Raw genomic sequence first — 20,896 nt, 5'->3', positions numbered from 1 at the left:
GTTCCCTAAATCTTGCTAACCCGCGGCATCAATTGCCGGCGGCCGCTACCTTGTTGGTACCGTCGACCTCGGCCATCAGCGCCTTGTTGGCACCCGGAAGGTCGGTCTTGGCTGCTGCCAGCCAGGTCTTGTACTGCGCGTCGGAGACGACGCGGATGGCGATCGGCATGAAGGCGTGGTCCTTGCCGCAGAGCTGCGAGCATTGGCCGTAATAGAGGCCTTCCTTCTCTGCCTTGAACCAGGTCTCGTTGGTGCGGCCGGGAACCGCGTCCATCTTGATGCCGAAGGCCGGCATGGCGAAGGAGTGGATGACGTCGGTCGCGGTGACCAGGACGCGGGTCATGGTGTTGACCGGCACCACCATCTCATTGTCGACCGCCAGCAGGCGCGGATAGACCTTGCGGTCTTCCTTGCCAATCGCCGCGCGGTCGGCGTCCTGAAGGATGGCCGAGTTGAAGGAGAGCGTGTTCTCGGTCTGGTACTCATAGTCCCAGTTCCACTGATTGCCCGTGGCCTTGACGGTGAGCTTGGCTTCTTCCGGCGGCGTGTACTGCGCGGTCAGAAGCTGGAACGAGGGGATGGCGATGAAGAGCAGGACGACGACCGGCCCGACGGTCCAGATGATCTCGATCAGCGTGTTGTGGCTGGTCTTGGACGGAACCGGGTTTGCGCTGGCGCGAAACCTGAAGATGCACCAGGCGAGAAGAGCCAGAACCAGCGCGGTGATCGGGACGACGAACAACATCGTGTAGTTTCCGAACCACTCGATCTGCCGCATCATGTCGGTCGCCGCCGGCTGAAAGGTCATCTCCCACGGCTGCGGCTGGGCCGCATGGGCGGAGGCACCGGCGAAAAATGCGGCGGCAGCGCCTGCTGTTGCCATCAATTTGGCGCTTGCTGGGAATTTTCTCATCGCCCTCTTCATCTCCCGGTTCCTCGCGATCGCGCGCAAGAATATCGAACAATGCCGGAATGGGAATCCCGGACAGTTCCAAGGGTGGTTCAAACCATACTCTATTTCCCTCCGCAAGAAAGGAGCGGGCGAAACCGTGCGGCATTTTTGCGCGCAACTGCTGCCGCGCCGTTTCAGCGGCTTTTTGCCCCGCGCCGATCGTCGGCAGATGAGCTATGCGGGCTTGTGGCCGGAATACGCCCGACGGTCGCAATTCGGGCGAATTTGCTAGGGAAAAGCGCATTATTGCGCTTGCCGGGGCTGACCGGCGGTCGCCCTTATCCTTTACTTGGCCTTGGCGCGGCTTAAAGTGCCGTGATTCGCAATGGAGCCGTCATGACCTCTTGGCTTTCGAGAAACGCTTGGCATTCGAAAAGCGCTTGGCTTTCGAGCAGCGGGGCGAAGGTCATCTTTCTCGCCGCCATGATCGGTATCGGCTCGTCCGCGGCCGGCATCGCCAATGCAGCGCAGCCGAGCGGCACGGTCAAGTCGACGCATGGTGCGTGGTCGATCATCTGCGACACGCCGGCCGGCGCCACCTCCGAACAGTGCGTGATGATGCAGAACGTCGTCGCCGAGGATCGCCCGGAAATGGGGCTGTCTGTCGTGGTGCTGCGCACTGCCGACAACAAGGCCGAGATCCTGCGCGTGCTGGCGCCGCTCGGCGTACTCCTGCCCAACGGGCTTGGTCTCAATGTCGACGGCAAGGATATCGGCCGCGCCTATTTCGTGCGCTGCTTCCAGGACGGCTGCTATGCCGAGGTCATTCTCGAAAAGCCGCTGCTCGACACGCTGAAGACCGGGACGTCGGCCACCTTCATCGTCTTCCAGACGCCGGAAGAAGGCATCGGCATCCCTGTCGACCTCAAGGGCTTCGCCGACGGTTTTGCCGCGCTCCCCTGAGCTTGATGCTTGCGAAGAGCCCGGTCCCGAACCAGGATTTCCCGCGGGTTCGATTTTTGGCTGTGGGGGTCATCATGCGCTCTTTTTCTCTTCTTCTGTCGACCGGCCTGATTTGGTCCGGCGCAATTTCCGTCGCCCTTGCCGAGGATGCCGAAATCATCACGACGCCCGATCCGGCCGTCATTCTCGAGATTGCGAAAGGCTATGGCTCGGCCAAGATGGACAAGGATGACGGCGGCGATCCGATGGTCTCCGGCCGGCTTCAGGGCATGAAATATGTGATCTACTTCTATGGCTGCGAAAACCATGAGAAGTGCAAGTCGATCCAGTTTTCGTCGGGCTATACGGATGTCTTCACGGTCGACCAGGCCAATGAATGGAACAAGAAGTTCCGCTGGGTGAAGGCCTTTTCCGGTGACGGGTCGAACTTCAAGATGGATGTCATGTTCAGAGGCGGGATTACCCGCTCCTACCTCGAGGAGCAGTTCTCGAACTGGGATTCCATGACCAGCGACATCAAAGAGTTCGTGAACGAGAAGTAGGGCTCCGCGCTCCACGTCCGGCTGCGGATCGTCATTGCGGATTGTGCAGGCGCGTCTTCGCGCCTACATCGTGGCACAACCACTCCTCCTGTGAACGGACCTGCCATGAACAGCCTGATCGGCCAATTCGACATTTCAGACGATCGCATCAAGCGGATCGTCGCCGACACTCTCAACGGCGCCGATGACGGCGAGCTGTTCCTCGAATACAGCGAGAGCGAAGCGCTGATGTTCGACAATGGCAAGCTGAAGACCGCCAATTTCAACACCGACCAGGGCTTTGGCCTGCGCGCGGTGGCCGGCGAGGCCAGCGGCTACGCCCATTCCAGCGATCTGTCCGAAGCCTCGCTGCTGCGCGCGGCGGACGCGGTCTCGACCGTCAAGGGCGGCTATTCCGGCACGCTTGCCGCGGCCCCTGCCCGCACCAACCGCCATCTCTATGGCGACGAGAACCCGATCCCCTCGCCCTCCTTCGAGGTCAAGGCCAAGCTGTTGCAGGAAATAGACGCCTGGCTGCGGGCCGAGGATCCGCGCGTGCGCCAGGTGACGGCCTCGCTCGCGGCGTCATGGCAGCATGTCGAGATCGTGCGCGCCGACGGCCAGATGGTGCGCGACATCCGGCCGCTGGTCAGGATCAACGTGTCCGTCGTGGTCGGCGATGGCGACCGCCAGGAGAGCGGTTCCTACGGCATGGGCGGGCGCAAGGCATTCGGCGAGTTCCTGGTCGAAGACAGCTGGAAGCATGCGGCACGAGAGGCGCTCAGGCAGGCGCTCGTCAATCTCGAAGCCATCCCGGCGCCGGCCGGAACCTTCGACATCGTTTTGTCCAGCGGCTGGCCGGGCGTCATGCTGCATGAGGCCGTCGGTCACGGCCTGGAAGGCGATTTCAACCGCAAGAAGACATCGGCCTTTGCCGGCCTGCTCGGCCAGCAGGTGGCTGCCAAGGGCGTCACCGTCGTCGACGACGGCACCATGCCCGAGCGGCGCGGCTCGCTGACCGTCGATGACGAAGGCACGCCCTCGGCCCGCAACGTGCTGATCGAGGACGGCAAGCTCGTCGGCTACATGCAGGATCGCCAGAACGCCCGGCTGATGGGCATGAAGGCGACCGGCAATGGGCGGCGCGAAGGCTACGCGCACCAGCCGATGCCGCGCATGACCAACACCTACATGACATCGGGCGACATGGAGCCGGACGAGATCATCGCTTCGGTCAGGAACGGCATCTATGCCGTCTCCTTCGGCGGCGGCCAGGTCGACATCACTTCAGGCAAGTTCGTGTTCGGCTGCACCGAAGCCTACATGATCGAGAACGGCAAGGTGACGCAACCGATCAAGGGCGCCATGCTGATCGGCAACGGACCGGACGCCATGCACCGTGTGTCGATGATCGGCAACGACATGAAGCTGGACAACGGCATCGGCATGTGCGGCAAGGCCGGACAGGGCGTGCCGGTCGGCGTCGGCCAGCCGCATCTGAGGATGAACCAGATGACGGTGGGCGGCACCAGGGTTTGATGGGGGCCTGGCTCGCCCCGCATTCGATACCTTAAAAGCTGGCAGTATGTCTGCTCCTCGGAGCCTGACGATTCAGCCTTGAATTCGTCGCCGCCTAAGTTTATCTTACCTTTGTCTTACTTCAAGGGAAGAGCCGCTATGGCTGCCTCAGGCAAGCTTGTCACCACCGTCTCCACAAAGGGGCAGGTCATTCTGCCAAGTTCGATCCGGAAACGGAGGGATTGGGTCGCGGGGACCCGCCTTGTGGTGGAGGACACACCGGAAGGCGTACTGCTTAGGCAGACGCCGGCCTTCGCCGCTACACAGCCGGAGAACGTATTCGCGTCCCTGCCCAGTAGAGGCAAACCTCTGACGCTGGAAGAAATGGACGCCTCTGTGCTGGCGGAGGCACGCCGGCGCCATGCTCGCGATTGATACCAATCTGATCGTCCGCTACCTGACTGGCGATCATGCGGAGCAGGCTCCTCGAGCCCGAGGACTGATCGATGGCCGACCCGTTTTCGTCCCCGTTACCGTAATGCTTGAGGTCGAATGGGTGTTGCGCAGCGGCTATGGCTACGCGCAGGCCGATATCGTGCAAGTGCTGCGGAAATTTGGCGGGCTCCCCACTGTTGAAATCGAGGACGGAGCAGCCGTGTCGTCCGCACTAGACCTAGCAGAGAAGGGAATGGATTTTGCTGATGCATTGCATCTCAGCAAATCGGCCCACTGTGAAGGCTTCGCGACGTTCGATCTTAGGTTTATCAAAGCGGCAAAAGCTGCCGGACACGACAGCGTACAGGAAGCATAGGACGCCGCCTACCGCCTTCTCCTCGGCTTTTCTAGCAGCGCCACCGCCTCGACATGCGGCGACCACAGGAACTGATCGATGGGCGTCACGCTTTTCAGGGCATAACCGCCGTCGATCAGAATGCGCAGGTCCCTGGCCAGCGTCGCTGGATTGCAGGAGACGGCGGCGACGAACGGCACGTCGGAGCGGGCGATCTGCTTCGACTGGTCCTCAGCACCGGCGCGCGGCGGGTCGAAGACGACGCCGTCGAAAGCGTTCAGCTCCTTGAATGTCAGTGGGCGCCGGAACAGGTCGCGACGTTCGCCGGTTACCCGCTTCAGGCCGGTGGCGAAGCGTGATCCGCGGTCGAGCGCCGAAAGGGCGGCCGCATCGCCTTCGACCGCATGCACCTCGGATTTCGCCGCCAGCCGAAGCGCAAAGCTGCCGCAACCGGCGAAAAGATCCGCGACTTTCTTGGCGCGTTTCAGATGTCCGCCAACGAGGTTGGCCATCGTCTGTTCGGCGGCTTCGGTTGCCTGCAGGAAGGCGCCGGGCGGTACGGCGACAGCGACGGTGCCGAACATGACCACAGGTTTTTTCGGCTCGATGACGATCTCGTCGTCGATCGAAAGCCGGGCAAATCCATTGGCCATGACGAAGTTGGAGGCGATCCGGCGTTGGTGCTCGCCCAGTTTGCCTGACTCATAGACCGCGACGTCGAGGCCCGAGCCCGTCACCGTGACCGCCATGCGGAACGATTTGGTGGTGGCGCAAACCAGGTCTGCGACCGATCGCAAGCGATCGAGCACGGCAACGATCTCCGGCAGCGAGATCGGACATTCCTCGATCGGGATGATTTCCGGCGACAGATGGCGATGGAAGCCAAGCCGGATGCCGGTGTCGGTGCGCCGCGCGGCGAGCACGACGCGGCGGCGCGTATGGGGCGCGCACGGCACCAAGGCGCCGATGTCGCCGACAATGCCTTTCAAGGCATGCACGACCTTGTCGCGCTTCCATTGCTGGTAGGCGTCGGCTTGCAGATGCTGGACGGCGCAGCCACCGCATTCGGTGAAATGCCGGCAGGCCGGATCGATGCGCAGCGGCGAGGCCTCCAGCACCGCCATCAGCGTGGCGCGATCCCTTTCGCGCGCCGCGGTGACAGTCTCGCCGGGCAAAGTGAAGGGAATGAACAGCTCGCCGGTTTCCGTCTCGGCGACGCCGTCGCCTTGCGAACCCAATCTCTTGATGGTGAAGCGCGTGCTCATCGGTCCTTGATCCCACCGAGCAGGAACTCGCGGTTGCCGTCGCCGCCTTCGATCGGCGACATGTGCAGACCCAGCGCACGCCAGCCAGGAACGCCTTCGAGCCATTCCTGCAGCAGGCCGGCAACGCGGGCGGCGTCATAAGGATCTTTCAGCAAGCCGCCCTTGCCGATCGCCTCGCGGCCGGCCTCGAATTGCGGCTTGACCAGAAACACGGCACGAGTTCCCGGCCTGGCGATGGCGAGCGCCGGTGGCATCGCCAGTTTCAGCGAAATGAAGCTGACGTCGGAAACGATGAAATCCGGGATACGGCCGCCGAGATCGGCGACGGTGAGCTCGCGGGCGTTCAACCCCTCGATCACGGTGACGCGCGGATCGGACGAGACATCGGGATGCATCTGGCCGTGGCCGACATCGATGGCCGTGACGTGGGCCGCGCCGCGTTCGAGCAACACCTGGGTGAAGCCGCCGGTCGAGGCGCCGATATCAAGGGCTTCGGAGCCCGAGGGATCAAGACTGAAGTGGTCGAGCCCGGCAATCAGCTTCAGCGCCGCGCGTGAGACATAGCCCTGCGCGGGATCGTCGATGACGATGAGGCATTGCGGCAGGACGGTCTGGCCGGGCTTGCGAGCGACCACGCCATCCACCGAGACAGTTCCACGCTCGACCGCGTCGCGGGCGCGAGAGCGGCTCGCAAACAGGCCGCGCTGGACGAGCAATTCGTCGAGCCGCTGGCGTGTGCTGGCTGGCAGAGGGGAGTTCATTGGCCTTCATGGCGAAAGCCGGTCGCGAAGGCAAGGACATTGGGGCGAGAGAAGCTGGCCGACCCGCCGCCAGTTGATAATCGCACCCGGTCCGGCAAAATGCCCGGGGCGGGAGGGCTCGGCAATGCGGAGGAGGACGAATGCTGACGGGAACCTGCCATTGCGGCGCCGCCCACTGGACCCTGGAGGGAGACCCCGGCCCGATCACCGCTTGCAACTGCACGCTTTGCCGCCGCTACGGCACGCTCTGGGCCTATGATTTTGTCGATGAGCGCATACGCGTTGCAGGACCCGTGCATTCCTATACGCAAGCTGGGAAATACAAGCCGTCGCTGGAAATCCTGTTTTGTCCGACCTGTGCCTGCGTGCTCGCCTGGCGCGGCTTGCGCCGCAGTGACAGCGGCCGCACGCGGATCGCCGTCAATGTCAGGCTGGCGCCGCCGGAGGCGGTCGCCGACCTGCCGATCGACCATTTCGACGGTCTCGATACCTACGATGACCTGCCACGCGACGGGCGCTGCGTGCGTGATATGTGGTTTTAAGCATGATCCCGAAAAGTGGGAACCGGTTTTCGGACAAGATCATGCTCAAGCAAAAGAGATAGCGCCCCATCCCGATCCCATCGGGATGGAACAGGCTTTAGAAAATCGTGCGAAAAACCTGGCGTTCGACGGCGGGCGCCAGCCCGTCACTGGCGTCGCCGGAAGCCTGCTTGGGCGGGCTCTCGACGGGCGCAGCCGGTACGTCCGGCACGACAACGAGCTGCGGCACCTGCTTGTAGGAAAAGCCGCCCCTGATCTCGCCCATCTTGCCGGCGACGATGCTTGCCACCTCCTGTTCGAGCTTGCGGTCATAGCGTGTTTCGGCCACGGCCGGCGCGGCGATGGCGGCCAAAAGGGCCACGCCGCACAGAAGCGTTCGCATTGCTTTTTAACTCCCTGCCTTGGTCGGGTTCTAGCAGGGCGGCGTTGAAAAACGGCCAAAAGACACGGTAAGCGAAACGCCAAACAGAAGCGTTAACAGAACGTTACGGAAGGAAGCCGGCAAACCGCTTCAAAGGCGTGAGATTTTGATTCAGGCGCGATTTCAAGCCCGCTGGGCGCGAGCGGAATGGCCAAGCGCAACGAATACGGTGCGCACGATGCCGGCGGCATCGAGCCCGGCATCGGCATACATTTTTTCCGGCTTGGCGTGGTCGGTGAATTCGTCGGGCAGCACCAGCGGGCGCACTTTCAGGCCGCTTTCCAGCAGGCCTTCATGGGCGAGGAACTGCAGCACATGGCTGGCGAAGCCGCCGACAGCGCCCTCTTCCACCGTCACCAGCACTTCGTGCGAGCGGGCAAGCCGGCGGATCAGATCCTCGTCGAGCGGCTTGGCGAAACGGGCGTCGGCAACCGTCGTCGAAAGCCCGGCCGCGCCGAGTTCCTCGGCCGCCAGAAGGCAATCCTGCAGCCGCGTGCCGAAGGAGAGCAGCGCCACCTTGGTGCCTTCCCTGACGATTCGGCCCTTGCCGATTTCGAGCACCGAGCCGCGCTCGGGCATTTCGACGCCGACGCCGTTGCCGCGCGGATAGCGGAAGGCGATCGGACCTTCGTCATAATAGGCGGCGGTGCGCACCATGTGGCGAAGCTCCGCCTCGTCGGCGGCCGCCATCACGACGAAGCCCGGCAGTGTCGCCAGGAAGGTGGTGTCGAAGGCGCCGCAATGGGTGGCGCCGTCCGCGCCGACAAAGCCGGCCCGGTCGACCGGGAAACGCACCGGCAATTTCTGGATCGCCACATCGTGGACGACCTGGTCATAAGCGCGCTGCAGGAAGGTCGAATAGATGGCGGCGAAAGGCTTGTAGCCTTCGGTGGCGAGGCCGGCGGCAAACGTCACCGCATGTTGTTCGGCGATGCCGACATCGAAGGTCCGGCTCGGAAACGCCTCGCCGAACAGGTCGAGGCCAGTGCCGTTCGGCATGGCGGCGGTCACGGCGACGATGCGGTCGTCGGCGCGGGCTTCCTGGATCAGGCTTTCGGCGAACACCTTGGTGTAGGCCGGCGCGTTGGCCGGCGCCTTGGTTTGCGCGCCGGTGATGACGTCGAACTTGTTGACGCCGTGATATTTGTCGGCCGCAGCCTCGGCCGGCGCGTAGCCCTTGCCCTTCTGGGTCACGACATGGATCAGCACCGGGCCGTCGGCATGGTCGCGGACGTTCTTCAAGACCGGGATCAAATGCTCGAGATTGTGGCCGTCGATCGGGCCAATGTGGTAGAAGCCGAGCTCCTCGAACAGCGTACCGCCGGTGACATAGCCGCGCGCATGCTCGACCGCCCGCGTAATGGCGCGATCAGCGCGCTTGCCGAGATAGGAGGTCAGCTTCTTGCCGAAATCGCGCAGGCCAAGATAGGTCTTCCCTGAAGCGAGCCGCGCCAAATAGGCGCTCATGGCGCCGGTCGGCTGCGCAATCGACATGTCGTTGTCGTTGAGGATGACGATAAGGCGGGCATCGAGCGCGCCGGCATTGTTCAATGCTTCAAATGCCATGCCTGCCGACATGGCGCCGTCGCCGATGACGGCAATGACATTGTTGTGGCCGCCTGAGAGGTCACGCGCCATGGCCATGCCGAGGCCAGCGGAAATCGAAGTCGAGGAATGGGCGGCGCCGAAGGGGTCGTATTCGCTTTCGGCACGGCGGGTGAAGCCGGACAGGCCACCCTCCTGGCGCAGCGTGCGAATGCGGTCGCGGCGGCCGGTCAGGATCTTGTGCGGGTAGGCCTGGTGGCCAACATCCCAGATCACGCGGTCTTCCGGCGTGTTGAAGACATAGTGCAACGCTACCGTCAGTTCGACGACACCGAGGCCGGCGCCGAGATGCCCGCCCGTATGCGAAACGGCATCGATCAGTTCGGCGCGCAACTCCGAGGCCAGCTGCGGCAGCTCGCTTTCGTCAAGCTTCTTCAGGTCGGCGGGAATGCGGACCTTGTCGAGAAGCGGCGTATGCAGCGTTGCGTTCACTGTTTAGGAGCCTGCCCAGCTATTTTCGTTCATGCGCGTTGATCATGGGCGAAATATGCCTGCGCCGCCGGAATGTAAATGCGTGTCAGTGACGCGGGTGTTGCTGACGTTAATTGTCCGGTAACGGAATGAACTCGTCCTCATCTCCAGGAACGATATCGAAGCGGCCTGTCTTCCATTCCTGCTTGGCCTGTTCGATGCGCTCCTTCGACGACGAGACGAAATTCCACCAGATGTGGCGTGGCGACCCGAGCGAAGCCCCGCCGAACAGCATGAAATGAGCGCCACGCTCGGACGACACGACGATCTCGTCGCCGGGCCGGAACACCAGCAGCCGCTCGGCCGGAAAGCGGTCACCCGATATCGAGACATCGCCGTCCAGCGTGTAGATGGCGCGCTCCTCGGCGTCGGCTGGAATTTTCACGCTGGCGCCGGGTGCCAGGCGCAGATCGGCGTAAAGCGTTTCGGTGTCGGCTCTTACCGGCGAGCGCAAGCCAGAGAAATCGCCGATCACCACGCGGCCGCTGACGCCCTCGGCGTCGATTTCGGGCAGACGGATTGCTGCGGTGTTCTCGAACACCGGCGCCACCTCCTCCTTGTTGTCGGGTAGCGCCAGCCAGGTCTGCGGGCCGGAGACCGACATCGGCGCGCCGCGCAATTCTTCCGGCGTCCGCTCGGAATGGACGATGCCGCGGCCGGCGGTCATCAAGTTCACGTCGCCGGGCTGGATCACCATTTCGGTGCCGAGCGAATCGCGATGCCTGATCTTGCCGTCGAACAGAAAGGTGACTGTGGAAAGCCCGATATGCGGGTGCGGACGGACATCGAGCGCCTGACCGGCGCGCAAAATGGCTGGACCCATGCGGTCGAAGAAAATGAAGGGGCCGACCAGCCGCCGCCTTGCCGTCGGCAAAGCGCGGCGAACCTGGAAGCCGTCGATGTCCTTGGCGTTCGGAATGACCATCAACTCGATCTGGTCGCTGGCGAAGGCATCGCCAGGCTCAGGGTCCTTGCCGGGGAAGAAACTCATCTGGATTTCCTCAGGCGAAGCGCAGCGCCGACTTGGCTTTTGCCTTGGCTGCCACCTCTTCGCGATTGCGCGGATGATGGTTGGTTTCGAGCGAATGGAGCAATTCATGCGCCGATTCGGCGATCGCCTCGACGGCGCGGTCGAAGGCAGCCTGGTTGCGCTGCGAGGGCCGCGTCGTACCGCTCAATTTGCGCACGAACTGGAGGGCGGCATCGCGGATCTCGTCATGTGTTGCCGGCGGATCGAAATTGAACAGGGTCTTGATGTTTCTGCACATGCTTGAACTCCTTACCTGCTTTCTCTGCCCGCCCCGTTGACAAATTATTCCGCGTCGAGTGGTTCCGTCCCCACCGGCTTGCCGTCGCGCGATAGCCGGATCTTCTCGACCTTGTCTTCGGCCGACTTCAGCAGCCGGTCGCAATGGGCCTTCAGCGCCTCGCCGCGCTCATAGATCCTGATCGACTGGTCGAGCGGCACGTCGCCGCGTTCGAGATCATCGACGATCTTCTCCAGCGCGTCGAGTGCCTGCTCGAAGCTCATCGCCTTGACGTCTTCATTTGCTTCGCCAGCCATGCCTTATCCCTTCATCAGCCGCCCGACATGGGCGGCGACCGAAAATGCCAATCCCTGCAGATCGTAGCCGCCCTCGAGCAGGCTGACGAGCCGGTTGCCGCTGTGGCGCCCGGCGCGTTCCAGCAACTGGCCGGTCGCCCAGTCGAAATCGTCCTCGCTGAGGTTGATCTCGGCCAGCGGGTCGCGATGGTGGGCGTCGAAACCGGCGGAAATGATGATCAGATCCGGCGCGAAATTGTCGAGCGCCGGCAGGACGCGCGACAGTAAGGCATCGCGAAACATGTCCGAGCCGGTCTGCGGCGCCAGCGGCGCGTTGACGATGTTGCCGACGCCGGTTTCGGTCTTGGCGCCGGTGCCGGGATAGAGCGGCATCTGGTGCGTCGAACAATAGAGCACCGAGGGGTCGTCCCAGAAAATGTCCTGCGTGCCGTTGCCGTGATGCACGTCCCAGTCGACGATGGCGACACGCTCGGCGCCGTGTTTCTTCTGTGCATGACGCGCCGCGACCGCCGCGGTGTTGAACAGGCAAAAGCCCATCGCCGTGGTCTTTTCGGCGTGGTGGCCGGGCGGACGTGAAGCGACGAAGGCATTGGCGACGCGGCCCTCGAAGACGTCGTCGACGGCAGCGTTGGCCGCACCGATCGCGGTGACCACCGCCTGCCAGCTTTTCGGGCTGGCGCTGGTGTCGGCGTCGATCGAAACGATGCCGTTTTCGGGGATCGCGGCGCGGACGCGGGCGACGAAATCCTCAGGGTGGGCGTAGAGAATGGTGGCCTCGTCGCCTTGAGGCGCCGTGACCCGGTCGAGCCCGGCAAACGCCTCGTCATCGAGCACGCGCTCGATGGCGCGCAAGCGATCTGGCCGCTCCGGATGGCCGGGCGGTGTCAGATGTTCGAGGAAGATCGGATGGGTGTAGAGACGGGTGACCATGCCCCGATATAGGCGCGTCCCGCCGCTTTGACCATGTTTTCGCGGCAGGAAAGGCCGGTGTTCAACAGGGATTAGGTGCTCGGCTGCGTCCAGCGCGAACCACCAAAGGAGGCCAGAGCCTTGTCCTTGAGTTCCCTGAACTTGGACGACGCCTCGGCCAGCCGCCGGTCCCATTCGGCGTTCGGCGCCTGGCCTTCGATGGTCTTGAAATAGACCTGCATCAGGCAAGCAATGGCGAAGGGCTCGATGAAGGCCGCCTTGAAGGCCCAGGCAAGGAGGATGGCGAGCACGAAGGCCCAGCCCCCGAGCTGCCCCGGAATGAACCACATGATGGCGGCGGCCGGCGCCAGCATCAGCAGGAAGATGACGAAGGACACGCCCCACATGATGACTGCGAGCCAGACAGCGTTCTTGACCATGGTCTTGCCGTTCTGGGCATAGAGCACGACGCCTTGCCTGGCTGTTTCGAAGGGCGACGACGAGTTGATGCGGATGTTGTAGCCGAGGATGATCTCGTCGACATTGGTCAGCGACAGGCGGATGACCGTGTTGATGAACGAGACCAGGCCGCCGAGGGCCGGAATGGGCAGGAAGGCGGCGATGCCACCGATCAGGCCGGTGATGGCGCGGATGGCGCCCTTGACCAGCTGGTCGAGCACGAAAAGGATGTTGGCCTCGGCGAAACGCTCCTTCACGACATCCCTGGCGTAGGCGATCTGATCCTGGCCATTGGGGACGTCGCGGCCGTCGATCAGATGCACCATGACGGCGATATGGCCGGCCTTGACGACGTAAAGGATGTATTCGCGGATCCAGTAAAGCGCGATCGAAACGACGCCAATGCCGACGATGCCGCCCCAGAGCGCAAAGGAAAGCGGCCCGTCGGGATCGGTGGAGATATGGCCGACGCCATAACCGACAGAGGCGCCGCTGCCGGTCGCCACGATATAGGCCAGCGTGATGCCGAAATAGACGATCATGCGAAAGACGATGAACGGCCATGTCCTGATCATGATGGACACCGACCTGCCGATCTCGAAATCCCACATGCCCGAATCTCCCCTCAGAGATGGTGGCAGAGGATGAACCCGGGTCCGGAATTGTCAATCTCGGCTAAGGCCGGGTCTCGGCTGGTGAGAGTTCAGACCGGCAACGAACCCTGCTTCTTGAGCAGCCCTTCGAGCAACTGCTTGAAGGCCGCGACCACGGTCTTCGACGTCGCTTCGGGGTCGTTCGAATTGGCGATCCGCTGCGCCGCCTGGCTGCTGGCGCCGTTGATCAACCGCGCCGCGGTTTCGGGGTCGACGCCCGGCACGACCACCCCTTCCTGCTGCAGACTGGTCAGATGATCGGTCATTGAACCGACGCAGGCATTGGCATTCGGCCAAAGTGCAGGATCTCCCAGTACGGCCGGGCCATCGCGGAACATGATGCGCTGGATTTCCGGCTCCAGCGCCATCTCGATATAGGTCGTGCATTCGTCAACGAAACGCTGCCAGCGGCTCGGTGCTTTCGATGCTATCTCATTTATGCGAACCGCCATCTCGCCGTCGATTTCGGCGATGACGGCCTGCAATAGCCCCTTTTTGTCGCCGAAGTGATGATAGAGCGCGCCCCGCGTCAGCCCGGCGGACGCTGTGAAATCATCCATCGACGCTTCGGCATAGCCGATCGTGCCGAAAGCACGGCGGGCCGCCGTGATCAGCTTGGCGCGCGTTTCAGCAATCATCTCCTTACGTGGTCTGTGCATGGCTTTGGACCTATTCACATACGTCTCGTATGCCAATTGACATACGCAACGTATGATCTATTTAACAATCATACGCATCGTATGTAATTGTCGAATTGGCCTTTGTCGAGGAACCAAGCCATGCAAAACCCCTATTCGGAAATCTTTCGCGCTCCTGGAGCCAAGGGCTTTGCCGCCGCGGGCTTCCTGGCGCGCCTGCCGATCGCCATGGCGCCGATTGGTATCGTGGCCATGCTCTCACAAACACGTGGTGAATATTGGCTGGCGGGTGCGGTCTCGGCGACATTCGCGCTGAGCAATGCTTTTGTGGCGCCGCAAATCTCAAGGCTGGTCGACCGCCTTGGCCAGACACGGGTCGTGGTGCCAACCACCATCGTCACCGTGATTGCTTTCGCGGTGCTGATTGCGGCAGCCAATCAGGACTGGCCGGTATGGACACTGTTCGTTTCGGCGCTGGCGGCCGCCGCCATGCCCAGCATGCCGGCAATGGTGCGCGCGCGCTGGACCGAGATCTTCCGCGGCCGGCCGCAAATGAACACCGCTTTCGCCTTCGAGTCGGCGGCGGACGAACTCGTCTACATCGCCGGGGCATCGCTGTCCGTGGGCTTGAGCGCCGCCCTGTTCCCGGAAGCTGGTGTTCTGGTCAGCACGCTGTTCCTCGCCATCGGTTCGACGGCTTTCATCCTGCAGCGCGCGACCGAGCCGCAAGTGCGGCCGGTGGATCATGTCACGAGCGGCTCGGCAATTCGCCTGCGGGCGGTGCAGATCATCACCCTCGCCCTGATCTTCATCGGTGCGACCTTCGCGACGACGGAAGTGAGCACCGTCGCGATCACCAAGGAGCTCGGCCAGCCCGGCGCCGCCAGCCTCGTCATCGGCGTCTATGCGTTGGGATCGTTCGTGCTTGGCCTCGTCGTCGGCGCGCTTAATTTGAAGGCGCCGCTGCAGCGCCAACTGGCGATAGCGGTGGCCCTCGTCGCGCTCGGCACTTTGCTGCCGCTCACCGCCGGCACGACACCGCTGCTGGCGCTGACCGTGTTCCTTAGCGGCGTGGCGATCTCTCCGACCTTCATCACCGCCTTCGGCCTGATCGAGCGGCACGTGCCGGAAGCGATGCTGACCGAAGGCATCACCTGGGTGATGACCGGCATCGGCATCGGCATGGCGCTCGGCTCGTTTGCCGCCGGCGCGGTGGTGGATGAATTCGGCGCCCGGAACGGGTTCTGGGTTTCGGTGGCGGCGGGCACCATCGCACTGGTCACGGTGCTCGCGGGCCAGCGCAGCCTGGCCACCCACACATGCGACTTGGACGGATGCGACGCAGCCGCCGTTCCTGCGGAATAATGGTTAGGAGTATTCAGCCGGCCGTCCATCATCGCAGACGTCGGGAGTTAGCCGAAGCCTCCGCGACGTCGTCATCCACGGGCGGAGCGACGCGAAGCGGAGCGCAGTCCCGAGGATGACGAAGGGATGGAGGCTTCAGCCAATCTCCAACGACGTGACCCTTGGCAGGAGCGTTCGCCCTCGGCCTACAGTATCTCGGTTTTGGCGATATGAATGCCAAAACCTTCCAGACCGACATAGTGGCGCTCGCGCGAGGCGATCAGGTTGATCGAGGAAATGCCGAGGTCCTTGAGGATCTGAGCGCCGAGGCCGATTTCGCGCCACTCGTTCTCGCGGCGGCGTGCCTCTTCATGGTCCTCGCGATCGCCGCTCAATGGCCGCTTGCGCTCCTGATGGGCGACGCCGACGGAGCCCTCTCGGAGATAGACGATGACGCCGCGCTTGCGCTCGCCCATCGCCTTCATGATGCCGTCGAGCCGATGGCTGGTGCCGAAGACGTCGGTCACCACATCCTCCGAATGCAGCCGCACCGGTACGTCCTCGCCGTCGCGGATGTCGCCGAAGACGACCGCGACGTGATGCATGGAATCCCAGGGCAGCGTGTAGGTGAAGACCTGCGCCTTGCCGCCAAGCGTGTCGATCTCAGAGCAGGCGACGCGCTCGACCAGCGTTTCCTTGCGCTGCCGGTAGGCGATAAGGTCGGCGACCGAAACCTGCTTGAGGCCGTGTTCCTCGGCAAAGCTTGCTACCTGCGGTCCGCGCTTGACGGTGCCGTCGTCATTGACCAGCTCGGAAATGACGCCGACCGGCGGCAGGCCGGCGAGCTTGCAGAGGTCAACCGCGGCTTCGGTGTGCCCAGAGCGCATCAGCACGCCGCCTTCGCGCGCGATCAGCGGGAAGATGTGGCCGGGCCGGACGAAATCCGAGCCGCCGACATTGCCATTGGCAAGGTTGCGCACGGTCAGCGTGCGGTCTTCTGCCGAAATGCCGGTCGTGGTGCCGTGCTTGAAATCGACGCTGACGGTGAAGGCGGTGGTGTGGGCGGAATCATTGTCGGCGACCATCGGCGACAGGTTCAGCCGCTTGGCCTCGTCGCGCGGCATCGGCGTGCAGACGATGCCGGAGGTGTGGCGGATGATGAAGGCCATCTTTTCGGGCGTGCAATGCACGGCGGCAACGATCAGGTCGCCCTCGTTCTCGCGCCCGTCATCGTCCATGACGACGACGATCTCGCCGCGCTCGAAGGCGCGGAGGGCTTCGACGATTTTCTTCTGATCGTATGGCATGGAAGGCTCGCTTCGCTCGCAGGGCAGGAGGGGAATAGGGCAGTAAGGCAGTAGGGAAAAGGAAATTTCTGGCTGCTTAGGCGGGCTTCTTAACATACTGCCCTATTGCCTTACTGCCCTATTCCCCTCCCTTCCCGGTCTGTCCTCTATGCCGCAGATAGTGATCGGCGATCGCGCAGGCAACCATGGCCTCGCCGATCGGCACGGCGCGGATGCCGACGCAGGGGTCGTGACGGCCTTTGGTCATGACGTCGACGTCGTGGCCGTCCTTGTCGATCGACTTGCGCGGCGTCAGGATCGACGAGGTCGGCTTGACCGCGAAACGGGCGACGATGGCCTGGCCGGTCGAGATGCCGCCGAGAATGCCGCCTGCATTGTTGGACAGGAATACCGGCTTGCCGTCATTGCCCATGCGCATCTCGTCGGCATTCTGTTCGCCGGTGATGCGGGCGGCTTCGAAACCGTTGCCGATCTCGACGCCCTTGACGGCGTTGATCGACATCAGGCCGGACGCAATGTCCTGGTCGAGCTTGGCGTAGATCGGCGCGCCGAGGCCGGCCGGCACGCCGTCGGCGACGATCTCGATCACCGCGCCGACGGAGGATCCGGATTTGCGGATGCCGTCGAGATAGAGGGTGAAGACCGCAACCGACGCTGGATCCGGGGTGAAGAACGGGTTTTCGGCGTCGCCAATAAAATTCCAGTTCCAGTTGGCGCGGTCGATCGATTTCTCGCCCATCGAGACCAGCGCGCCGCGCACCACCATGCCGGGCACCACCTTGCGGGCAAGCGCGCCGGCAGCCACGCGCGCGGCCGTCTCGCGCGCCGAGGAGCGGCCGCCGCCCCGATGGTCGCGGACGCCGTATTTGACGTCATAGGTGTAGTCGGCATGGCCGGGACGGTACTGGCGGGCGATCTCGCCATAGTCCTTGGATCGCTGGTCGACATTCTCGATCAGCATCGAGACCGGCGTGCCGGTAGTGATCATCGTCTCGCCGTCCTCGTCGAGGATGAAGCCGGACAGGATCTTCACCTCGTCCGGTTCGCGGCGCTGCGTCACAAAACGTGACTGGCCGGGACGGCGCTTGTCGAGTTCGGCCTGGATATCTTGCCGCGTGAAGCGGATGCCGGGCGGGCAGCCGTCGACGACACAGCCGAGTGCGGCACCATGGCTTTCACCCCAGGTGGTGACGCGGAACAGATGGCCGAACGTGTTGTGAGACATGGATTTTAGCCCTGCCCGGCATGAGAGCCGGCTTAAGCCTGCCTTCTATTGGCGTTTTCCACAGGGGTCAAACTGTGATCTTGCGGTTTTAGTTTTGACACATTCGGTTGGTTTCTGCTCTCTTCCATCCGCCCGTTGAAAGCTCGCCGCCACCTGTGCAGGCGCAATGACAAAGAGGACGACGATGCGTACCCTGATTGGCGCTGCTGCCGCCATGTTGCTGATTTCCACCGCCGCCTATGCCGGCCAGACCGAAGGCCTGATCAAGAAGGTCGACAAGGACGCGCTGACGCTGACGCTGGAGGACGGCAAGTCCTACAAGCTCAACGCCGAGACCGATCTCGACTCGCTGAAGCCGGGCATGGATATCGTCATTGCTTATGACGTGACGAATGGCGAGAACGTCGTCACCGACATGGAACTGCCTGATACCGAGTAAGGCCGACACCGTATAGGACCGGGCATCGAACGGGATCTTTCACCCTGCGTACAAAACAGGAGGGACGTCCTGTTTGTGGAGCTTCTGGTCATGCGAAGCTCCGGCTTCCAGCCTAAAGCCACTCCAGACGCCCGTCCTGCAGCCTAAGCACCCGGTCCTGCGGCACTGCCAGGTTTGCCGCTTCGTGCTCGGAAACACCTTCCACCATCCTGAACAGGGTCCGTATGACGCCGCCATGCGTGACGCAGACGGTCTGGCAGTCCAGCGCATCGAACCACGGCTTCACCCGTTCGAGCAGCATCTGGTAACTTTCGGCGCCCTCGCCCGGCGGATGGAAATTCCACTTGTCGCGGCGGCGCGCCTTCGGCGAGCCGGGGCTGTGTGCCTCGAGTTCGGCAAAGGTAAAGCCCTGCCAGTCGCCAAAGTGCACCTCGACCAGGCGCGGGTCGGTGCGGTAGGCGTCGGGATCGAGCCCCATTGCCGAGCGCAGCCGCTGCATCGTCTCACGCGTCCGCTTCATCGGGCTGGCGACAAAGTCGAAATCGCCGGGATTGTCGATCAGTCCGGCCAACCGCCGTCCGTTGCGGGTCGCCTGCTGGCGGCCGAGTTCATTGATATCGGTGTCGGCCTGGCCTTGCAGCCGGGCCTCTGCATTCCACTGCGTCTGGCCGTGGCGCACGATGTAGACGAGCGGAACCATCAAGTCTTCCGGGTGTCAGGACAGGCAGGCGGAAATCGCGGCAGGACTATTCCTTGACGGTCGAAATATCCGGCGCGTCGACCGCCTTCATGCCGACGACATGGTAGCCGGAATCGACATGGTGCACCTCGCCGGTGACGCCACGCGACAGGTCGGACAGGAAATAGACGCCGGAATCGCCGACTTCTTCCTGGGTGACCGTCTGCTTCAGCGGTGAATTGTATTCGTTCCACTTCAGGATGTAGCGAAAGTCGCCGATGCCAGAGGCCGCCAGCGTCTTGATCGGGCCGGCCGAGATGGCGTTGACGCGGATCTTCTTGCCGCCGAGATCGACGGCGAGATAGCGCACGCTTGCTTCGAGCGCGGCCTTGGCGACACCCATGACGTTGTAGTGCGGCATCACTTTTTCGGCGCCATAATAGGTCAGCGTCAGCAGCGAGCCGCCATCGGTCATCAGCGCCTCGGCGCGCTTGGCGATGGTGGTGAAGGAAAACACCGAGATGTCCATGGTGCGCAGGAAATTGTCGCGCGTCGTCTCGACATAGCGGCCGGTCAGCTCGTCCTTGTCGGAAAAGGCGATGGCATGGACGAGGAAGTCGAGCTTGCCCCAATGCTTGGCGACATTGGCAAAAACTTCATCCAGGCTTGCCGGATCGGTGACATCGCAATGGCCGGCGACAAAGGCGCCCAGTTCCGCAGCCAGCGGCTCGACGCGCTTCTTGAACGCCTCGCCCTGATAGGTCAGCGCGATCTCGGCGCCATGGTCTACGCAAGCCTTGGCGATGCCGTAGGCGATCGATCTGTTGTTGGCTACGCCCAGTATAAGCCCGCGCTTGCCGGCCATAAGGCCCTGTCCACCCGCCATGTCAGCGCTCTCCGAAAGATTTTCTGCTTTGGAGTGCCTATCGCACAGGCAGAAAGGCGCTTCAAGCGCAGACGGGCCACGCGTTCAATTCAGACACTCGGCATAAACAACGAATGGGGAATAATAACGATGTTGTGAGATTCAATGCCTCACTTCGGCCAGCGCGCCTGGACCGGCGAGGCCCGGGCGACCAGCCGAATCGGCTGGTCGGCACCGGATATCGCCTTATTCGGCGACTTTGCGCCAGGGAATGAGCATTCCCACCTGCTTGCGGTAGAGGCGGTACTGATCGCCGAACATCGCGATGAGATCGCGTTCCTCGAGGAAGATGCCGAGCAGGATGTAGCCGGTGCTGCCGGCTGCGAAGAGGAGATGGCCCCATGTCATGGACGGCGTCGCCCAGAAGGCGAGGAGAAAGCCGACATAGATCGGATGCCGGACCCATTTGTAGAAAAGCGGCGTCCTGAACACAGGCTCGGGCAATTCGCTCTTGCGCAAAGCCGCGAAAACCTGGCGCAACCCGAACAGTTCGAAATGGTTGATCAGGTAGGTGCTGATCAGCAAGACAGCCCAGCCGAGCCAGAACACGCCATGGAGGAAGGCGACCCAGAACGGGTTCTCGACCGTCCAGACGGGGCCGGGGATCGGCCGCCATTGCCAGCAGAGCAAAAGCAGGATGAGGCTGGCCAAAAGCACATAGGTGCTGCGCTCGGCCGCGTGCGGGACAATCCGCGTCCACCAGCGCTTGAACCCCGGCCGCGCCATGATGCTGTGCTGGGCGGCGAAAAGGCCGAGCAGCAGTGCGTTGACGATGACGGCTTCGACCGGACTCCCCACGATCCCTGAATCGATCGATTTCGGCACCGCAATGTTGCCGACGAAACCAACTGCGTAGAGAAACGAACCGAGAAATATCAGGTATGCGGCAACGCCGTAGATAAGGGTGATTACGCCCGCCATGACTGCCCCTCCATGCAAGCATCAGGATTCGGTCGGTCGACCGAATTCAGGGTCAAAAACCATAAATTTGATGGCGAGTCAACT

General features: G+C 62.9%; 24 protein-coding genes. 8 read left to right on the top strand and 16 right to left on the bottom strand.

Annotated elements, in window-relative coordinates; genetic code table 11:
- Positions 1-28: 28 nt before the first annotated feature.
- Positions 29-925 carry a cytochrome c oxidase subunit II gene (gene coxB, locus ACWGTO_RS05230; RefSeq protein WP_454573793.1) on the bottom strand — a complete coding sequence of 299 codons (897 nt, stop codon included), beginning with the start codon at positions 923-925 and terminating at the stop codon, positions 29-31.
- A gap of 363 nt (positions 926-1,288) precedes the next feature.
- Between coxB and ACWGTO_RS05225 the strand changes: the two genes are divergently transcribed.
- The 5 genes from ACWGTO_RS05225 to ACWGTO_RS05205 all read left to right on the top strand — a co-directional run bounded on the left by ACWGTO_RS05225 (position 1,289) and on the right by ACWGTO_RS05205 (position 4,705).
- Complete coding sequence (locus tag ACWGTO_RS05225; RefSeq protein ID WP_454573792.1) at positions 1,289-1,855, top strand: invasion associated locus B family protein; 567 nt, start codon at positions 1,289-1,291, stop codon at positions 1,853-1,855.
- 74 nt (positions 1,856-1,929) lie between these two features.
- Positions 1,930-2,397, top strand: coding sequence for a YbjN domain-containing protein (locus tag ACWGTO_RS05220; protein WP_454573791.1), 468 nt, complete (start codon positions 1,930-1,932; stop codon positions 2,395-2,397).
- Positions 2,398-2,502: 105 nt separating this feature from the next.
- Positions 2,503-3,915 (top strand): metalloprotease TldD, encoded by a 1,413-nt coding sequence (gene tldD / locus ACWGTO_RS05215; protein ID WP_454573790.1) that lies wholly within the window; start codon positions 2,503-2,505, stop codon positions 3,913-3,915.
- A 138-nt stretch (positions 3,916-4,053) separates the two neighbouring features.
- Positions 4,054-4,329 carry an AbrB/MazE/SpoVT family DNA-binding domain-containing protein gene (locus ACWGTO_RS05210; protein WP_454573789.1) on the top strand — a complete coding sequence of 92 codons (276 nt, stop codon included), beginning with the start codon at positions 4,054-4,056 and terminating at the stop codon, positions 4,327-4,329.
- Positions 4,316-4,705, top strand: coding sequence for a type II toxin-antitoxin system VapC family toxin (locus ACWGTO_RS05205; protein WP_454573788.1), 390 nt, complete (start codon positions 4,316-4,318; stop codon positions 4,703-4,705). The genes ACWGTO_RS05210 and ACWGTO_RS05205 overlap by 14 nt, the downstream gene beginning before the upstream one ends.
- 8 nt (positions 4,706-4,713) lie before the next feature.
- Here the strand turns inward: ACWGTO_RS05205 and ACWGTO_RS05200 are convergent, their stop codons facing one another.
- Both ACWGTO_RS05200 and ACWGTO_RS05195 read right to left on the bottom strand, forming a co-directional pair.
- Positions 4,714-5,949 (bottom strand): class I SAM-dependent RNA methyltransferase, encoded by a 1,236-nt coding sequence (locus ACWGTO_RS05200; protein WP_454573787.1) that lies wholly within the window; start codon positions 5,947-5,949, stop codon positions 4,714-4,716.
- Positions 5,946-6,710, bottom strand: coding sequence for a TlyA family RNA methyltransferase (locus ACWGTO_RS05195; protein ID WP_454573786.1), 765 nt, complete (start codon positions 6,708-6,710; stop codon positions 5,946-5,948). Before ACWGTO_RS05195 ends, ACWGTO_RS05200 begins: the two co-directional genes overlap by 4 nt.
- Before the next feature lie 140 nt (positions 6,711-6,850).
- Here ACWGTO_RS05195 and ACWGTO_RS05190 point away from each other — a divergent pair, with 140 nt between their 5' ends.
- Positions 6,851-7,252, top strand: coding sequence for a GFA family protein (locus ACWGTO_RS05190; RefSeq protein WP_454573785.1), 402 nt, complete (start codon positions 6,851-6,853; stop codon positions 7,250-7,252).
- A gap of 97 nt (positions 7,253-7,349) precedes the next feature.
- On the opposite strand, the gene ACWGTO_RS05185 is transcribed toward ACWGTO_RS05190, so the two are convergent.
- The 8 genes from ACWGTO_RS05185 to ACWGTO_RS05150 all read right to left on the bottom strand — a co-directional run bounded on the left by ACWGTO_RS05185 (position 7,350) and on the right by ACWGTO_RS05150 (position 13,993).
- On the bottom strand, positions 7,350-7,634 hold the full coding sequence (locus ACWGTO_RS05185; RefSeq protein WP_454573784.1) for a hypothetical protein: 285 nt from the start codon (positions 7,632-7,634) through the stop codon (positions 7,350-7,352).
- Between the two features lie 162 nt (positions 7,635-7,796).
- Positions 7,797-9,710, bottom strand: coding sequence for a 1-deoxy-D-xylulose-5-phosphate synthase (gene dxs / locus ACWGTO_RS05180; RefSeq protein ID WP_454573783.1), 1,914 nt, complete (start codon positions 9,708-9,710; stop codon positions 7,797-7,799).
- 109 nt (positions 9,711-9,819) lie between these two features.
- Entirely contained in the window at positions 9,820-10,740 is a 921-nt protein-coding gene (locus ACWGTO_RS05175; RefSeq protein WP_454573782.1) for a pirin family protein, read from the bottom strand.
- A gap of 10 nt (positions 10,741-10,750) precedes the next feature.
- On the bottom strand, positions 10,751-11,017 hold the full coding sequence (locus tag ACWGTO_RS05170) for a DUF2277 domain-containing protein (RefSeq protein WP_112563862.1): 267 nt from the start codon (positions 11,015-11,017) through the stop codon (positions 10,751-10,753).
- A gap of 44 nt (positions 11,018-11,061) precedes the next feature.
- Positions 11,062-11,313 (bottom strand): exodeoxyribonuclease VII small subunit, encoded by a 252-nt coding sequence (locus ACWGTO_RS05165; protein WP_142866766.1) that lies wholly within the window; start codon positions 11,311-11,313, stop codon positions 11,062-11,064.
- 3 nt (positions 11,314-11,316) lie between these two features.
- A complete protein-coding gene (locus ACWGTO_RS05160) occupies positions 11,317-12,243 on the bottom strand; it encodes a histone deacetylase family protein (protein ID WP_454573781.1) in 927 nt (308 codons plus the stop codon).
- Positions 12,244-12,314: 71 nt separating this feature from the next.
- Positions 12,315-13,292, bottom strand: coding sequence for a hypothetical protein (locus tag ACWGTO_RS05155; RefSeq protein WP_454573780.1), 978 nt, complete (start codon positions 13,290-13,292; stop codon positions 12,315-12,317).
- Positions 13,293-13,384: 92 nt separating this feature from the next.
- Positions 13,385-13,993 carry a TetR/AcrR family transcriptional regulator gene (locus ACWGTO_RS05150; RefSeq protein WP_454573779.1) on the bottom strand — a complete coding sequence of 203 codons (609 nt, stop codon included), beginning with the start codon at positions 13,991-13,993 and terminating at the stop codon, positions 13,385-13,387.
- A 120-nt stretch (positions 13,994-14,113) separates the two neighbouring features.
- On the opposite strand from ACWGTO_RS05150, the gene ACWGTO_RS05145 reads away from it, so the two are divergent.
- Entirely contained in the window at positions 14,114-15,337 is a 1,224-nt protein-coding gene (locus ACWGTO_RS05145; protein ID WP_454573778.1) for an MFS transporter, read from the top strand.
- A gap of 185 nt (positions 15,338-15,522) precedes the next feature.
- On the opposite strand, the gene ribB is transcribed toward ACWGTO_RS05145, so the two are convergent.
- Positions 15,523-16,623, bottom strand: coding sequence for a 3,4-dihydroxy-2-butanone-4-phosphate synthase (gene ribB, locus ACWGTO_RS05140; RefSeq protein ID WP_454573777.1), 1,101 nt, complete (start codon positions 16,621-16,623; stop codon positions 15,523-15,525).
- A 118-nt stretch (positions 16,624-16,741) separates the two neighbouring features.
- Entirely contained in the window at positions 16,742-17,848 is a 1,107-nt protein-coding gene (aroC, locus tag ACWGTO_RS05135; protein ID WP_454573776.1) for a chorismate synthase, read from the bottom strand.
- A gap of 184 nt (positions 17,849-18,032) precedes the next feature.
- On the opposite strand from aroC, the gene ACWGTO_RS05130 reads away from it, so the two are divergent.
- A complete protein-coding gene (locus tag ACWGTO_RS05130) occupies positions 18,033-18,287 on the top strand; it encodes a DUF1344 domain-containing protein (protein ID WP_023747552.1) in 255 nt (84 codons plus the stop codon).
- 112 nt (positions 18,288-18,399) lie between these two features.
- Here the strand turns inward: ACWGTO_RS05130 and ACWGTO_RS05125 are convergent, their stop codons facing one another.
- The 3 genes from ACWGTO_RS05125 to mddA form a co-directional block, all read right to left on the bottom strand.
- The gene (locus ACWGTO_RS05125) at positions 18,400-18,987 is read right to left on the bottom strand and encodes a histidine phosphatase family protein (RefSeq protein ID WP_454573775.1); all 588 of its coding nucleotides are present in this window, start codon (positions 18,985-18,987) and stop codon (positions 18,400-18,402) included.
- Positions 18,988-19,033: 46 nt separating this feature from the next.
- Positions 19,034-19,852: an enoyl-ACP reductase FabI gene (fabI, locus tag ACWGTO_RS05120; protein ID WP_454573774.1), complete on the bottom strand. Its 819-nt coding sequence runs from the start codon at positions 19,850-19,852 to the stop codon at positions 19,034-19,036.
- Positions 19,853-20,077: 225 nt separating this feature from the next.
- On the bottom strand, positions 20,078-20,812 hold the full coding sequence (gene mddA, locus ACWGTO_RS05115; protein ID WP_454573773.1) for a methanethiol S-methyltransferase: 735 nt from the start codon (positions 20,810-20,812) through the stop codon (positions 20,078-20,080).
- Positions 20,813-20,896: the final 84 nt, after the last annotated feature.

It is taken from the genome of Mesorhizobium sp. PL10 (assembly GCF_053714315.1).
Note: the sequence above shows the minus strand (reverse complement) of the source record. Positions and strands in the feature narration are given on the sequence as shown.

Coding starts and splice junctions, on each gene's coding strand:
- coxB (WP_454573793.1), bottom strand. CDS start 925: ATGAAGAGGGCGATGAGAAAATTCCCAGCAAGCGCCAAATTGATGGCA.
- ACWGTO_RS05225 (WP_454573792.1), top strand. CDS start 1,289: ATGACCTCTTGGCTTTCGAGAAACGCTTGGCATTCGAAAAGCGCTTGG.
- ACWGTO_RS05220 (WP_454573791.1), top strand. CDS start 1,930: ATGCGCTCTTTTTCTCTTCTTCTGTCGACCGGCCTGATTTGGTCCGGC.
- tldD (WP_454573790.1), top strand. CDS start 2,503: ATGAACAGCCTGATCGGCCAATTCGACATTTCAGACGATCGCATCAAG.
- ACWGTO_RS05210 (WP_454573789.1), top strand. CDS start 4,054: ATGGCTGCCTCAGGCAAGCTTGTCACCACCGTCTCCACAAAGGGGCAG.
- ACWGTO_RS05205 (WP_454573788.1), top strand. CDS start 4,316: ATGCTCGCGATTGATACCAATCTGATCGTCCGCTACCTGACTGGCGAT.
- ACWGTO_RS05200 (WP_454573787.1), bottom strand. CDS start 5,949: ATGAGCACGCGCTTCACCATCAAGAGATTGGGTTCGCAAGGCGACGGC.
- ACWGTO_RS05195 (WP_454573786.1), bottom strand. CDS start 6,710: ATGAACTCCCCTCTGCCAGCCAGCACACGCCAGCGGCTCGACGAATTG.
- ACWGTO_RS05190 (WP_454573785.1), top strand. CDS start 6,851: ATGCTGACGGGAACCTGCCATTGCGGCGCCGCCCACTGGACCCTGGAG.
- ACWGTO_RS05185 (WP_454573784.1), bottom strand. CDS start 7,634: ATGCGAACGCTTCTGTGCGGCGTGGCCCTTTTGGCCGCCATCGCCGCG.
- ACWGTO_RS05175 (WP_454573782.1), bottom strand. CDS start 10,740: ATGAGTTTCTTCCCCGGCAAGGACCCTGAGCCTGGCGATGCCTTCGCC.
- ACWGTO_RS05170 (WP_112563862.1), bottom strand. CDS start 11,017: ATGTGCAGAAACATCAAGACCCTGTTCAATTTCGATCCGCCGGCAACA.
- ACWGTO_RS05165 (WP_142866766.1), bottom strand. CDS start 11,313: ATGGCTGGCGAAGCAAATGAAGACGTCAAGGCGATGAGCTTCGAGCAG.
- ACWGTO_RS05160 (WP_454573781.1), bottom strand. CDS start 12,243: ATGGTCACCCGTCTCTACACCCATCCGATCTTCCTCGAACATCTGACA.
- ACWGTO_RS05155 (WP_454573780.1), bottom strand. CDS start 13,292: ATGTGGGATTTCGAGATCGGCAGGTCGGTGTCCATCATGATCAGGACA.
- ACWGTO_RS05150 (WP_454573779.1), bottom strand. CDS start 13,993: ATGCACAGACCACGTAAGGAGATGATTGCTGAAACGCGCGCCAAGCTG.
- ACWGTO_RS05145 (WP_454573778.1), top strand. CDS start 14,114: ATGCAAAACCCCTATTCGGAAATCTTTCGCGCTCCTGGAGCCAAGGGC.
- ribB (WP_454573777.1), bottom strand. CDS start 16,623: ATGCCATACGATCAGAAGAAAATCGTCGAAGCCCTCCGCGCCTTCGAG.
- aroC (WP_454573776.1), bottom strand. CDS start 17,848: ATGTCTCACAACACGTTCGGCCATCTGTTCCGCGTCACCACCTGGGGT.
- ACWGTO_RS05130 (WP_023747552.1), top strand. CDS start 18,033: ATGCGTACCCTGATTGGCGCTGCTGCCGCCATGTTGCTGATTTCCACC.
- ACWGTO_RS05125 (WP_454573775.1), bottom strand. CDS start 18,987: ATGGTTCCGCTCGTCTACATCGTGCGCCACGGCCAGACGCAGTGGAAT.
- fabI (WP_454573774.1), bottom strand. CDS start 19,852: ATGGCGGGTGGACAGGGCCTTATGGCCGGCAAGCGCGGGCTTATACTG.
- mddA (WP_454573773.1), bottom strand. CDS start 20,812: ATGGCGGGCGTAATCACCCTTATCTACGGCGTTGCCGCATACCTGATA.